This is a genomic window from Serratia sp. CY43202 (assembly GCF_052168755.1).
GTDB lineage: Bacteria > Pseudomonadota > Gammaproteobacteria > Enterobacterales > Enterobacteriaceae > Serratia > Serratia bockelmannii.
Genome location: NZ_JBJNMB010000003.1, coordinates 360,195 through 374,167, shown reverse-complemented (window position 1 = coordinate 374,167; position 13,973 = coordinate 360,195). Strand labels below are relative to the sequence as shown.

Genomic DNA, 13,973 nt, shown 5'->3' with positions numbered 1-13,973 from the left:
ATCAAATCCCCTTGCGCGCGCAGTAGAAGCCATAGAAGGCGACGTAGGCGAAGCAGACCAGCGGCACCGCGAAGGCGATCTGCATATCGCCGCCGTTGAGATCGGAGATGATGCCCATGATTAACGGCACCACCGCACCGCCGATGATCGACATCACTACGATCGAACCGGCCACCTGAGTTTCTTCGCCCAGCCCTTTGATCGTCAGGCCAAAGTTGGTTGGCCAGCACAGCGCCATGCAAAAGTTGACGCCCATGATCGCCACCACCGCCAGCAGGCTTTGGATGTTGACGGCCAGCAGCAACAGCAGCACGCATACCGAACAAAACACGCCGAGCAGCCGCGCCGGGCTGAACTTTTTCATCAGCGCGGTGGTGACCACCTTGCCGGCCGAGTAACAGACCAGCGTGGCCAGCAGCCAGTAGGTGGCTGAATGCTCGGTTGCCCCCTGTTCAATCATCTGCACAAAACGAATGGTGAAACTCCACAGCCCTACCTGCGCGCCGACATACAGGAACTGCGACAGCACTCCTAACCGGAAGCGCGGCAGCGCCAGCAGGATCTTCAGCGATTGCATCAGCGGCTTGCCCGCTCCCTGGTGCGAGCGCTGGGTTTTGCAGGCGGGGAATTTCACCGCCACGAAGATCAGCGCCAGCACGATCAGCACGCTGCCGATGATCAGATAAGGTGTGACCACCTGCGACACCATCTGGGTGCGTGCCGCTTCGGCCGCCGCCGGTGGCATCTGCAGCAGCTCGGCGTGGCTGGGATCGTTTTTGCCGAACACCAGCTGCTGGCCGATCAATACGCCAAAAATGATCCCCAGCGAGTTGAAGATCTGCGAAAAGTTGATGCGCTGGGTGGAGGTTTCCAGCGGCCCCAGCAGGCTGGAGTAGGTATTGGCGGAGGTTTCCAGGAACGACAGCCCGGTGGCGATCACCCCCAGGCAGGCCAGGAAAGCGCCGTAGGTCATGATCTGCGCTGCAGGGATAAACAGGAAGCAGCCGAGCGCGTACAGGCACAGGCCGATCACGATCGCCACCTTGTACGAGTAGCGTTTGATTACCGCTGCGGCGGGCAGCGCCATCACGAAGTAGCCGAGGAAGAAGATCGACTGCACCAGTGCGGTTTGGGTATCCGACAGATCGAAGCCTTTTTTGAACTGGGCGATCAGAATATCGTTCAGGTTGCCGGCCATGCCCCACAGGGCGAACAGGCAGCAGACCAGCATCAGCTGCAGCCAGGGCGTGGCGGGCAGATAGGCGCTGCGGTCGATGCTTTCGGCCGCGGCGTGTTGCGCCACGTCGCCCTTATTAATCAGAGAGTCGCTCATTACGGTGTTCCTTCATCCGGAGAAAAAGAGAACGAGCTAATAACGTCAAGCTGCTCGTAGAGGGGCTGCGCCTGGCGGTAGAGCTGTTCGAACAGCTCGAAGCAGCGCAGGTAGTGCTCGTGCTGGCGTGGATCGGGAGTAAATTCGCGCTCGATGCTGACAGTGCGGCTCACCCCTTGGGCGAAACTGCTGAATAACCCGACGCCGACCCCGGCGACGATCGCGCAGCCGGTGGTGCCGTTCTCCTGATTGCGCGTCTGCAGCAGCGGCAGGTTATAGACCGAGGCTTTGATCTGCAGCCACAGCGGGCTGCGCGCGCCGCCGCCGGAGGCGATCATTGCCTCCGGCTCCTGTGCGTGGCGCCTGAGCTGCTGCAGATTACGCAGGGAGGCCAGCGCTACGCCTTCCAGCACCGCGCGGTAGAGATGCGGCTGCCCATGCTTGCGCTGCAGGCCGAAGAACTGCGCGCGCGAGTTGGTGTGTTCCGCCAGCCGCTCGCCGGTTAGGTAGGGCAGGAACAGCAGCCCCTCGGCACCCGGCGGCACCTCGGCCGCCATATCGAGCATCTGCTGGTGGCTGAGTTGGCCGGCGCTTAGCGCCGAACGCGCCCAGCGCATGGCGTCGCCACCAGCATCGAGCAGGGTAAAGCCGCCCCAGGCCGAGTTGGCCAGGTGCAGGTTGTTGACGCTGGCAGAGAGCAGCGGGTGTTCCGAGACCACGGTGAGCAGCGTGGAGGTGCCGGTGCTGTCGGAGGCGATGCCAGCCTGATAGACGCCGGAACCGAGCAGGGTAGCGGCCATATCCGCCGTGCCCGCTACTACCGGCACGCCCGGCGGCAGACCGGTAACGCTTGCCGCTGCGGGCGTAATGTGGCCAATCACCTCGCTGGAGAGGTGGATGGCGGGCAGCTGATCGGCGCGCAGCCCGAACTGCCGTAGCGCCTCTGGCGACCACTGCAGCGTGGCGCTGTCCATCAGGTAATAGCAGGAGGCTTCACTGTAGTCGGTGGCGCGTACGCCGCAGAGCCGGAAATTGACGTAATCCTTAGGCATCAACACCGTGGCGATGCGCTCCCACTGCGATGGGTGATGCTCACGCAGCCAGGCCAGCTTGAACGCCGGCCAGGCGGCGGTGGGGGGATTGTTCAACAGTTCGAGCCAGGGCTGCGGCGGCTGTTGGTGGCTAAAGCGCGCCACCTGCGGCTGCGCGCGTTTGTCGTTCCACAGCATGGCGCGATCGACGACCAGCTCGCCGTCGGCATCGAGCAAGACCGTGCCGTGCATCTGCCCGCAGGCGCCGACGGCGGCGATACGCGGCCAGTATTCGGCGTAGCGCGCGTACAGCTCCTGCGTACACTGGCAGACACTCTGCCACCACAGTGAAGGCGGTTGTTCCGACCAACCGGCCTGCTGCGTGATCTGTTCGTACTCACGCTGGGCGAAGCCAAGGATTTCCCCGGTGTTGGTGACCAGCCCGGCGCGGGTGCTGCCGGTGCCGATATCAAGGGTAAGAAGTAAATCTTTCATTGTTATCACTCCCGTGGCGGATGGTGCGGGCCACCCGCAGAAGCGTGCGCTGGGATCGCGCAAGATTAGTTATCGTTCAGCTCTGGGAACAGGCCTGGCTCCTGTTCGAGCTGCTCCAGCACGCGCTGGGTGGCCGCCGCGCTCATGCCAAAGCGGCGTACGCCCAGCCGATACAACGCGCGCACCGTGTCCAAATCGCGAATGCCGCCGGCCCCTTTGATCTGGATGCGGCCACGCAACTGATCGGCGATGATCGCCACTTTCTCTACCGTGGCGCCGGTCGGTGCCCAGCCGGTGGAGGTTTTCACCCAGACCATGCCGACTTCGACGGCGATATCGCACACCCGACGGATCTGCTGCTCGTTCAGATAGTGCGTCTCCAGAATGACTTTGGCTGGCACCGGTGCGGCGGCCTCGACTATTCGGCGCAGATCTTCACGCACGTAGCCGTAATCCCCCGACAGCACCTTACCGATGTTCACCACCATATCGACCTCGCGCGCGCCCTCGGCGATCAGCTGGCGCACCTCCTGCACCTTGAGATCGGTGGTCTGCCCACCGCCGGGAAAGCCGACCGGCCCGCCAATCATCACGTCCGCCTGGCCGTGCTCCGGCAGCAGGGTACTGAGGAAACGCGTCCAGCACGGCAGCACGTGCACCGAGATGATGCGATAGCGGCTGGCCAGCGCGGCGCAGTGGCGCACGTCTTCCTCGGTATTGGTGGCCTGCACCGCGCTCAGATCGATCAACCTGGCCATGCGTCTGGTTGTTTCATTCATTGCGTTTATCCTTCTTTTATTTTCATTTGATTTTATTTATTCACCTTATTCTCTTTCATATGGCTTTAAAATCAGCATTTGGTGAAATTGTGATCGGATCTGCGGTTTTGTGGTGAGGGGCGTGAAAGTGCGGGAGGAAGATGCGGTAAACGCCGCAATAAGAGGGTAAATGGGGATTGTGACGCTTTTTTCGACATTTAACTCATTGAATGCCTGATAACTCTTGCGCACCGATCGCGGGAAGGTATAATGCACCCGTTTTCCGCATACTACTTCAGTGCCGAAGTGGCGAAATCGGTAGACGCAGTTGATTCAAAATCAACCGTAGAGATACGTGCCGGTTCGAGTCCGGCCTTCGGCACCATTAAGTACCGCGTGAACAAGAAGCCACCGAAAGGTGGTTTTTTTGTGCCTGGAATCTGCCTACCGCAATTACCTACCCACTTTACACTGTATTGACGTATTTCCATTTCAGTAAAAACCGGATCTTCCTGATGTTTTACTAATATCTATCTATTTGATATTAATAATTAAAATTTCGTTTTGTTGGGATCTATTGGATCAAGGCGTTCCCGAATAGAGGAAGGGATCACGCGGGCGTTAACGCGACCTGCACTGATGGGTATCAGAGAAGATTGTTAATGCCCCGGAGTAAATTTTGCCAGAGGCTATTGAACGTCACCACTCCGTTTCGCAGCTAGCTTACTCTTCAGATTAACAGCTTATAAGCTGTATTGATAATAAAACACCCTATGAGCTGTATTTTGCATTTACAGCCTGTAAGGTGTAACGTGGGTAAAACAGCCTATAATCTGTACACAGCGATAAGCCAGCGAGCCGCTATCTATGAATACCGTCTATCCGTTAAAAACACTGAGCCAGTTACGCCCCTTGCTGGTGGGGTTTCGTAAAGCAAAAGGTCTGACGCAAAAAGACGTCTCGGAGAGGCTGGGCGTCACCCAACAGACCTATGCGCGCCTGGAGTCAAACCCTGCATCAGCCAGTCTGGAGCGACTTTTTAGAGTGTTCAATGTGCTGGGGATTGAAATGGTGTTTTCCTCAGAGCTTGCCTCCCCGGGATGTGAAACGGAAGAAACCTCTACAACTCATATAGACTCGCCTGCAAGACGGGAACAGTGGTGACGAGATGCGTCGTTCGCAACAACGGTTAGCTATCTGGATGAACGGTATTCCGGTGGGATATTGGGAAAAGCGTAGAGGTGAAGATCGGCTGGAGTATCTGCCTGAGTGGATTGCAGATAGTCAGGGGAGGCCTTTGTCGCTTTCTTTGCCTTTCACGCCGGGGAATCAGCCTTATCGCGGTAGCGTGGTGCGCGATTATTTCGATAACCTGCTGCCAGATAGCGAGGGGATCCGCCGACGTTTGGCTATGCGCTATCATGCCGAAAGTCTGGACCCTTTCGACTTATTGGCCGAACTGGGCCGCGACTGTGTTGGTGCCATACAGCTTCTCGATATCGGTGAGCAACCTACGGATATATTTTCCATCAGGCAACGCCCGCTGGCAGAGGCGCAAATCGCCGAAATGCTCCGCAATACTACCACGACGTTACCGGGGCGACAGGGGCAGGATGACGATCTGCGGCTATCCATCGCCGGCGCCCAGGAAAAAACGGCGCTGCTGTGGCATGACAACCAGTGGTGTTTACCTGAGGGAAATACGCCGACCACGCATATTTTCAAATTAGCGCTAGGCCTGGTCGGAAACATGCGGGCCGATATGAGCACGTCCATCGAGAATGAATGGCTCTGCTCCCTGATTGTTGAACACTATGGTGTGCCAGTAGCAAGTACCCATATTGCGCAGTTTGAAGATCAAAAGGCACTGATCGTTGAGCGTTTTGACAGAAAACTATCAAGCGACAAACGGTGGTGGATCCGCCTGCCGCAAGAGGATATGTGCCAGGCTCTGGGCGTTTCGCCGCTGAGGAAGTATCAATCAGATGGTGGCCCCGGCATTACCGATATTATGGAAATTCTGAGTCGCTCGGAACAGGCTGAAACAGATCGCAGGCGCTTCTTTAAAGCGCAGATTATTTTTTGGCTGCTGGCTGCGACAGATGGCCACGCAAAGAATTTCAGTATTGCGCATTTACCGCAAAATCGTTACCACCTGACGCCACTGTACGATGTGCTATCGGCCTGGCCGCTGATTGGCCCGGGCAATAACCAGATAGCCTGGCAGAAGTGCAAACTGGCGATGGCCGTTCGCGGGAGCAGTAACCATTACCTGCTTAACCAGATCCGACGCCGCCACTGGATAAAACACGGTGAAATAACCGGGTTAGGCCAACAGGAAGTTGAATCCATTATTGAAGAGCTGCTGGCAGCAACTCCGGGAGTGATTGAACGTGTCATTGGACTGCTACCTGATTCGTTCCCAGCTGAATTAGCGGCATGCATTTTTGATGGTATCAGGCAGCAGTGCGCGCGGTTGGCAGGGCGATAGTGATATAGTGCTCGGTGCGGGCAGGGCCATGCAGAGCATGTTACTGAAGCTGATCTGTTAGTTTCTGATTATTGTGGGAAGCATCAATAATGTGCCTGGCTTTCGGTTAAAGTATTTCCTGGGGAAAGATTTTGATTGTTATTCCGTAACTCATCACCCTAAAGCCGAGCACCTTTGGCTAATGTTCGGCTTTAGGTTAACTTACAGGTTTACTTTAAATTAAATGTGAATTTTTATATTCATTAATAAAATCAATGTCATGTAATTCTACACTGGTTTCCCTGCGTATGGCTAACCGCTGCCACTCTTCCCTTTCGCAATGGCGTCGATAGCCATGAGAGAGCCAATTCCAACTGCCCAGAATCACTCGTTCACCGTCGATGATAATCAGTTTCTCGTGTGTCCCTTCCGGTAGACGAATGACGTTATCGTGGCCTAACAATTCGCAATACTGTGCGACTAACGCCGGTTCGCTATCCTCATTCTGGTAGTTCTGTCGGTAGTAGCCGTAGTAAACTTTCACATTAACGCCGCGGCGCTGAGCTTCAGCCAATAGTTTTAGCTGCGGTGGTTGGCCAAATCCGCCTTTTTCCCCATAGCGAATCCACGGTGAAATCACGATTAACTCTTTTTCGCACATGGCAGCTTGGGCGGTAAAGGCCGCTATGTGCTCGCAATCGTGATAATAGGCTAAGCGATGCGGACTATTTTGCAAGGTATCGAACTGCGGGTGCTGTGAGCCGAATTCCAGTAAGAAATCTTCCGCTGCCGCATTGGCCAGTGTTTTTAAATAGCCCCCGGCTCTGACCAATCGCTGATAATTGCCAACGATAATGAATTGTTGTTTTGCACGTGAGACCGCTACGTTCAACATATTTGGCGCTTTATTCTGGAAAATTTCACCATCGCGGGCGTGATAAATTACCGGACTATAAATGATTACTTCAAAACCTACCCCCTGAAATTGATGCACGGTGCCGATTCGGGGGGAGGTATAGTGATCCAGTCTTTTCCCAATTCTATGTATTAACATCATTTTCTGATTGGAGTACGGGGTAACGATACCGATATCTTGTGTCAGGTCATAGCCGGCGTCTTCCAGTTTATCGAGCAACTGTTCGATGGCATCGACTTCATCCATGTTGGTATTGACCGCACTGCCTTTTTGCCCTTCGACGCTATAGAACATCAAATGATGCTCGCCCATTTCTTTAAAGGCCCCGCTAATGCGAGTTTTGGCTGGTGCCGTTTCAATACTGATGCCGCGATAACCTGCTAACTTACAGAACAGATTGGCGATCGGCGTTTGGCAGCGGCGATGTTCATCCAGGACAATGCCGTTGCCAATATCGCTGACTTGTCCCGATTGCGTGCCGGCCGCACGGTGATAAGCGGTGACTGTCATTGGTGAGACCCGTTCGAAAAGTGTGTTGTCCTGAGCGAAATATTTCTCACGTATCTGGTTTTGCCCTGCTTCAGATAAATTGCGTATCGGCTCGATCTGCAGTGGGTCACCGACCACCATAGCACGCTCACAGCGGCTTAACAGGGGAACTAATGATTCTGCGGACATCATCCCTGCCTCATCGCAAAGCGCTAAATGCCATGGCTTATGGCCGTTAAGATCGTTAAGCCATTGATAGCCTGCGGCCTTGCGTGCGGAAACCAATGTGGTAGCCATTACCGGGTAAACGAGCGACAACAATCGGTAGAACTGGTCGAAGCGATCTTTCCACCAAAAAAATTTTGGGGCCTTGCCATTGCCAAGCAAGCTTCGCCAATGGCTTAACACGTCTTCCAGCTCATTTTTCCGCTTTAACTGCTCTTGCCAGAGATAGCCAATGGAGGCGGCGAACATACTACGATGGGTTTTGATAAAGCGCTGACGAAGGATGTCGCACCACGAGCCTTCCGGAAAATGCGTTTGCAGTGCATTGGCCTTTTGCCGGGCGGTTTCAAGCTGTATCTGGAGATCGATGACCGCCTGTACGTCTTCCCTCAATGCATCCAGCGCAGCGCTGTGCTGTGGGTCCGTAGCAGGTTCTTGCAGAGTATTTAAATGGGCACATAATTCTGCGTTGTTTTCCAGCGAGTTTGTCGCCGTAACCAGTTGCGCAAGAACGGTATGGGGCTGGTCCGCCAATTTAAAATAGTGGAATTCTTCCGGATAAAAGCTTTCCAGTTTTTGACGGATTGCCGTCTGGCGTGCAGAGAAAAACCGGGCGAACAGGGCGGCGAGGCCCGTTTGAGGATAACTGCTGTAGCCCTGTTCCAGCGGCGAACGCAGTGGGCTTGTTTGCATCCACTGAACTATTTCATTCCAGCTATGGGGCAATGGCCACGTCGCTTCTAACGCTTTCGCGTGTTTTTCGGCATCGATGCGTTTGGTATATTCGCGAGCAATGCTTTCCTGATGAGCTTCAACCTGAACCAGCAGTTCCGTTAAATACTGGGGGCCTGATGCTGTGGAACTCAATCCATGCTCGTTAGCCACAGTAGAGAGCTGTTGCAGGCGTTGCTCGAAATAGGCCCGGAACGCCGTCAGATCGGGAAACGAGAGCAAGGCCTGTTTGGCTTGCTCGACGCTATCGTGATATTGGGTAAAACAGTGGAGGATTTCCGCCTGACCTGTTTTCAACACGTTGGCATGGGCCGTTTGCAGTTGTTCTTCATACACTTCGCTTTGCCATGAATGCAGTAAGGCGTCCAATCGCAGTAATTCTTTATTGATTTGCTCTTTAGAACCAGCCTGGAACCACAACCAATTCAGATCCTGCGTAAGCGGGTCTTGGCGTAAGTCGTCGATGATATTTTCAACCGCTTTAATGGCCGTTGACGTGACCAGCATACCCAGATTGACATCATCATCGTTTATCAACCGAAGCGCTCTTTCGACAATCTTTTGCGCAATCAGCGATTTAAATAATGTCGTTTTACCCGTGCCGGGGGCGCCTTGCACGGCAACCAGAAGCTCATCCTGATTAATGGCCTGGATAGCCTGCATTTGCCCATGGCCCAACGGCCAGGTCTCTTCAAAGAGGCCGCAGGTCGCGACATCCCGATAATGAACAGGATGTTGTTCGTCATGGCTGTAGGTCAAATACCGTTCCAGCGGCGGATAGTCATACTTGTTATCGCTGTCGCACAGCGCTTCGTAGTCTTTGCCGTCACTTTTCGTTTGTCCATCGTCGTTGTGAAGCGGGGCGATGAGCAGATTGAAGCCGGATTCCGGAACGGCATAATGGTGGTTGGAAAGTTTACTTTTCAACCACTCTTCCAGCGTGCTGAAGGCTGAAAAGAAGCTCTCGAACTTGGTGCTGGTCAGGGCGCCGACCAGGCTCATCATGTGCCGGTTTTCACCCAGCTCGGCAATGTCGGTGTTCAAAATTTCCCGGAAAGCGTAAGGCATGGCTTGAACACGCAAACCGTCCTTTACCGGGAGCAGGATTTTATCGGTAGTTTCATCACGAAAAAGCGACTCGGGGAGTTGGGCCATAAACAGCGGCAAAAAGCGAGCGTGTTTTTGATTTCTTGTCTTTTCTTTAATGCGCAGGATGGGGAACATAATTTGCAAAGGTTCAATATGCTCTATATTCCCTTTCCCATCTTTCTTGACGAAGCGCTTGCGCAGGTAGGCAAGGGTTGCCGGTGGCAGGGTGATAAAAACGCCGCGCTCATTCTCATCGCAATCTTGCGCAGACAGCATTAACTGTTGTGACTCGTGCAGTTCACTAGCTGATATTTTGCTTTTTTCGACACCGTTTAGCTTTATATACTCTTGCCATGCTTCCAGAACGATTCGTGAATCTTTACTTATCATTGTGAGCGTTCCTTGCACAAAAACTTCCTTTTTAGTCCCTGCGCGTCATCATATCAATAAAAATATTTTATATAATACGTGCTGTATTGAGGCTTGTGAAGTTTGGGTTTTTAGTATTTTGCCTAGCTAGGCATTGTTTGGGGTGGCGTTCGGCGTCAGTAGAGTCAGACACTTTTCCTGTTTGATCGACTGCACAGGAGGGCTACTACGTTGTTACGAGCGTGGGGTCAGTCCAGCTAGTTCAGGAAACTGACCAAAACCAAAGGGGCTTTCCCAAATGAAAACAGTTTGTTGAAGCTGCTTTATCTGTGACTGATGAACGCACAGGAGAAATGGACAATGCCCATCCAGGACTGGAATTTGACATTGTCGCAGTTAGCCATTTATTTTGAGGGGCGAATGAGTAATGTGATGACGCTGTAGAATTTTTAACGTAACACAGAATTCTGAACGCTCTCGAATTTTTCGCTGCCACCCCTGAACAGGCAGTGACGAACTTCAGATTAATTCGATAAGATGCGAGTATCCCAATTTTAAATTACCCTACACACGGAGTATGTGATGGTTCAGGATTCGTCGGCATTGGCCCCTTTCTTTTGTTCTCATATCGCAAAAAACAATCAATACAACCCAAACTGGGGCAAGCACTATCGCCAACTTGTAGAACAGATCCAAGCTGAAAAGCCCAACTTCTCTGCTGAGACGATTCGGCAGATTTGGTACGAACGTAGTAATGGCATTTCCAGCCTCAGGCAGGGTGGTATGTCCCAGTTAGAATTCGAAATGGCGCAAAAACAGCTGCTCGCTCTCACCCGTCAGATGGCAGAGGAGTGTACGCAGGAGAACTATGACCGGGTGATTAATCGCCTTGTTAAACTTAAAACAGACGGGATATTAAACAAAGTGTATTGGGCACTTTGCCATCGCGCTTTTGCTGCGCTCTACCCGTCGAAAATTACCAACGTCGTGAATGTCAGCAACTTTTTCAGCAGTTACAACTATTGCAATAACCATTTTCAACTAGGCCTTTCTGAGGCTCAGGAGTGGTTCGCTCGCAACCTTGATCTCAAGAAAGCGTTGCACCGAGCATTGGGCGATGATGTCGATCCTATCGAACTGAATATGTCGCTCTGGCATCTCTACACGCAGGTGATACAGAAGAAGAATGATATTGCGTTAATCGGTAGTGAGACTGCCTTGCCGGAGGACGAGCAAGACGAGGAGCTTACCACCCCGCAACTGCCAAAAAATACTATCCTCTATGGACCTCCAGGTACCGGTAAAACTTACCGTACCATCGAGCTAGCCGTACGCGCCTGCGAACCAGCAGCCTACTCGCTGCAGGAAGGCAAAGAGGAGAACGAAAAACGCCGTGAGCTGAAAAAGATTTATGACCGCCTGATTGCTGAAAAGCGGGTGCGCTTTATCACCTTCCATCAGAGTTTTGGCTATGAAGAGTTTATCGAAGGGCTAAGAGCAGAGACCACCGATGATGGTAATGTACGCTACGAAATCAAAGCGGGCATTTTTAAGCAAATTTGTGAAGATGCTGCTTTTGGTCACGCCGGTGTTCAGCAGAAGCTTGACGAGGCGCTTGCCCGCCTACAAGAACGTTTATCTGAAAGTGGAAGCATTACCCTTGAAACGCTGCAGGGCAAAGCCTTCCAACTGGCTTACAAGAGCCAGACCACCTTTGGTATCTTCCCGTCGCAATCAAAAAAAGAGGATTTAGGGCAGGGCTACAATGCTTACTTCAAGAATATCAGTCTGGTTTACCAAAACCCTCAGGCAAAGGTACACAATCCTTCATATGTACGTAGTATCCTTAATTACCTCATTAAACAGGAAGGTTTGCCTTCCAACCCACAGGAATCTGTATCTGAAAAACGGCAAAACTACGTTCTGATTATTGATGAGATTAACCGTGGCAACATCTCCAAAATCTTCGGCGAACTGATCACCCTGATAGAAACCTCTAAACGTGCCGGGGAACCGGAGGCGCTTAGCGTGATGCTGCCTTACTCTTCCAGCTCGTTCAGCGTACCGAATAATCTCTATTTAATCGGCACCATGAACACTGCTGACCGCTCGCTCACCGCACTGGATACCGCCCTGCGTCGCCGATTCGAGTTTGAAGCGATGCTGCCGGATATCACGGTTCTGAAAGAAACTGTTGTCAAAGGTATTGATCTGCCACGTTTACTGCAGACCTTGAATGACCGCATTGAGGTGCTGTACGACAGAGAACATACACTTGGCCATGCCTTTTTCATCCCAGTAGTTCAGGTAAAAGAGGACGAAGACCTGGCATTTGAAAGGCTCAAGCGGATCATGCGAAACAAGGTGCTGCCTCTGTTGGAGGAGTACTTCTACAACGACTGGCAAAAAATTCGTATGGTGTTGGGCGACAATCAGAAAAGCGGAAACCCGCAGCTACAGTTCGTGTGCGAGGTGAAAGACCAGAAACAGTTTGCCGATCTTTTTGGCAATAACGGAACTGAAGATCTGCATGATATAGGTGCCAGTTTCCATCTGGCCCCTGAGGACGACAAGGTTTGGGATAATCCGCTCGCCTGGCAACAAATTTATGCGCCACATAAAGGTAACCCGGTGAGTGGGGAATGAAGTCACGTAAGGACTTTACCGTCTTCGAATATGGGCACCTGATTAGCGACAAAGACAGTGGCCGCATAAATAATGCGGTTTCTCTGCCTCTGCAGCTGTTTGAGTGGCTTGAGCAACGTTGCCTGAAAGATGACGCGGATAACACTCACCGTCTGCTCACCCTTGGAAGTCGGGGGGGCGTAAAAACGCTGCAGGTAAAAAACTATGCTGGTGTTATCTCTCTTCCGGGTAATGCGTTTATTGAAGTGTTGCCAAAAACGGGGCGGCGTGATGATAACATTGATATCGCACGTCAGCAGCTTTTGATGATGCTACGCACGCTAAAATCATTTCGCCATATAGCCACTTCAGCATCCAGAGTCCGAACCTCAAAGATGCCGCTGATGGATGTGTTTATTCAGCAGTTTGTCGATAGCGTACAGCAGATTGTGCGCCAGGGTCTAAAGCGTGACTATTTACACCAGCAGGACAATCTGCCCTGGATGAAAGGGAAGTTACGGGTCTCCGCTCAATTAAGCAAAAACTGTGTGCGTCGGGATCGCTTTCAGGTGGAGTTTGACGATTACAGCGCCGAACGTCTGGAAAACCGGATACTGAAAACTGCCATCGATAAAATCCGCCGTCAGATCAGTAACCCGCAGCTACTACTACAAGTTAACTCTTTGCAGGTGCACTTTGAGGATATTGCGCCTGTTGGTGATGCCCGCATCGCCTTCGACCAGGTACATCTCGACCGACATATGCGTCACTATGAACTTGCCTTAGCCTGGGCGCGGCTGATTTTGATGGGGCAGTCGCCTCACTGCATGCAGGGCGACGCCAACGCCATTTCACTGCTCTTTCCAATGGAAGCTGTATTTGAGTCTTTTGTGACTGCGTGGATGCGTCATCGTTATGACGATAACTGGCACGTGGAGGCACAGGTGGATTCACACACCTTGGTTCGTCTCAACGGCAACGGATTATTTAAGCTTAGACCTGATATCCATCTACGGCCTCGTGGGGAGAATTGGGAGCAGACGATGATTTGTGATGTTAAATGGAAAATGGTGGATAGCGGAAAGGCGACGCTCGAACAGTCGCAGGCTGACCTCTACCAGATGCTGGCTTACGGTGTGAACTATCAGGAGGGAATAGGAGATATGCTGCTGATTTATCCTTCGCATGAGGGTTTTAGTCAGCCATTACCTCATCCATATGAATTCAACCATCAAAAGGATAACCCGCTGCGTTTATGGGTTGTGCCATTTTTCATTGGCGAAAGTTTGCAAAGTTCTGGTCTGCGTTTCCCTGATGGGAAAACATTGATTTAAAAGTGTTATTCTCTTACATACGGTTAGGTATATTGGTGCTGTACTAGTATGATATCTTACCCGCCTGTGGCGTCTATTTTTTGTACGGATTTTAACTTGTGGGTACA

General features: G+C 52.4%; 8 protein-coding genes, 1 tRNA gene and 1 pseudogene. 6 read left to right on the top strand and 4 right to left on the bottom strand.

What is annotated here, in order from left to right:
* Position 1: 1 nt before the first annotated feature.
* The 3 genes from fucP to deoC all read right to left on the bottom strand — a co-directional run bounded on the left by fucP (position 2) and on the right by deoC (position 3,638).
* Positions 2-1,333, bottom strand: a complete 1,332-nt coding sequence (gene fucP / locus ACJ8J5_RS08220) for an L-fucose:H+ symporter permease (RefSeq protein WP_043136287.1) — start codon at positions 1,331-1,333, stop codon at positions 2-4.
* Positions 1,333-2,859, bottom strand: coding sequence for a xylulokinase (locus ACJ8J5_RS08215; RefSeq protein WP_043136284.1), 1,527 nt, complete (start codon positions 2,857-2,859; stop codon positions 1,333-1,335). The genes fucP and ACJ8J5_RS08215 overlap by 1 nt, the downstream gene beginning before the upstream one ends.
* Before the next feature lie 65 nt (positions 2,860-2,924).
* Entirely contained in the window at positions 2,925-3,638 is a 714-nt protein-coding gene (gene deoC / locus ACJ8J5_RS08210) for a deoxyribose-phosphate aldolase (RefSeq protein ID WP_414104965.1), read from the bottom strand.
* A gap of 279 nt (positions 3,639-3,917) precedes the next feature.
* Here deoC and ACJ8J5_RS08205 point away from each other — a divergent pair.
* From ACJ8J5_RS08205 to ACJ8J5_RS08195, 3 genes are all read left to right on the top strand, one after another.
* A tRNA-Leu gene (locus ACJ8J5_RS08205) sits at positions 3,918-4,002 on the top strand.
* A 482-nt stretch (positions 4,003-4,484) separates the two neighbouring features.
* On the top strand, positions 4,485-4,781 hold the full coding sequence (locus ACJ8J5_RS08200) for a helix-turn-helix transcriptional regulator (RefSeq protein ID WP_071883864.1): 297 nt from the start codon (positions 4,485-4,487) through the stop codon (positions 4,779-4,781).
* Positions 4,782-4,785: 4 nt separating this feature from the next.
* The gene (locus ACJ8J5_RS08195) at positions 4,786-6,108 is read left to right on the top strand and encodes a type II toxin-antitoxin system HipA family toxin (RefSeq protein ID WP_414104966.1); all 1,323 of its coding nucleotides are present in this window, start codon (positions 4,786-4,788) and stop codon (positions 6,106-6,108) included.
* Positions 6,109-6,322: 214 nt separating this feature from the next.
* Here the strand turns inward: ACJ8J5_RS08195 and ACJ8J5_RS08190 are convergent, their stop codons facing one another.
* The gene (locus tag ACJ8J5_RS08190) at positions 6,323-9,928 is read right to left on the bottom strand and encodes an AAA domain-containing protein (protein WP_217429012.1); all 3,606 of its coding nucleotides are present in this window, start codon (positions 9,926-9,928) and stop codon (positions 6,323-6,325) included.
* A gap of 240 nt (positions 9,929-10,168) precedes the next feature.
* On the opposite strand from ACJ8J5_RS08190, the pseudogene ACJ8J5_RS08185 reads away from it, so the two are divergent.
* From ACJ8J5_RS08185 to ACJ8J5_RS08175, 3 genes and pseudogenes are all read left to right on the top strand, one after another.
* Positions 10,169-10,351, top strand: a pseudogene (locus ACJ8J5_RS08185) (IS256 family transposase); the annotation flags it as partial.
* Between the two features lie 138 nt (positions 10,352-10,489).
* Positions 10,490-12,553 carry an McrB family protein gene (locus tag ACJ8J5_RS08180; RefSeq protein ID WP_414104967.1) on the top strand — a complete coding sequence of 688 codons (2,064 nt, stop codon included), beginning with the start codon at positions 10,490-10,492 and terminating at the stop codon, positions 12,551-12,553.
* On the top strand, positions 12,550-13,866 hold the full coding sequence (locus tag ACJ8J5_RS08175; protein WP_089181611.1) for an McrC family protein: 1,317 nt from the start codon (positions 12,550-12,552) through the stop codon (positions 13,864-13,866). The genes ACJ8J5_RS08180 and ACJ8J5_RS08175 overlap by 4 nt, the downstream gene beginning before the upstream one ends.
* The last annotated feature ends 107 nt before the right edge of the window (positions 13,867-13,973 follow it).

Excerpts from the sequence above, each read along its gene's own strand:
- ACJ8J5_RS08175 (WP_089181611.1), top strand. The coding sequence starts at position 12,550 with ATGAAGTCACGTAAGGACTTTACCGTCTTCGAATATGGGCACCTGATT.
- deoC (WP_414104965.1), bottom strand. The coding sequence starts at position 3,638 with ATGAATGAAACAACCAGACGCATGGCCAGGTTGATCGATCTGAGCGCG.
- ACJ8J5_RS08195 (WP_414104966.1), top strand. The coding sequence starts at position 4,786 with ATGCGTCGTTCGCAACAACGGTTAGCTATCTGGATGAACGGTATTCCG.
- ACJ8J5_RS08200 (WP_071883864.1), top strand. The coding sequence starts at position 4,485 with ATGAATACCGTCTATCCGTTAAAAACACTGAGCCAGTTACGCCCCTTG.
- ACJ8J5_RS08190 (WP_217429012.1), bottom strand. The coding sequence starts at position 9,928 with ATGATAAGTAAAGATTCACGAATCGTTCTGGAAGCATGGCAAGAGTAT.
- fucP (WP_043136287.1), bottom strand. The coding sequence starts at position 1,333 with ATGAGCGACTCTCTGATTAATAAGGGCGACGTGGCGCAACACGCCGCG.
- ACJ8J5_RS08180 (WP_414104967.1), top strand. The coding sequence starts at position 10,490 with ATGGTTCAGGATTCGTCGGCATTGGCCCCTTTCTTTTGTTCTCATATC.
- ACJ8J5_RS08215 (WP_043136284.1), bottom strand. The coding sequence starts at position 2,859 with ATGAAAGATTTACTTCTTACCCTTGATATCGGCACCGGCAGCACCCGC.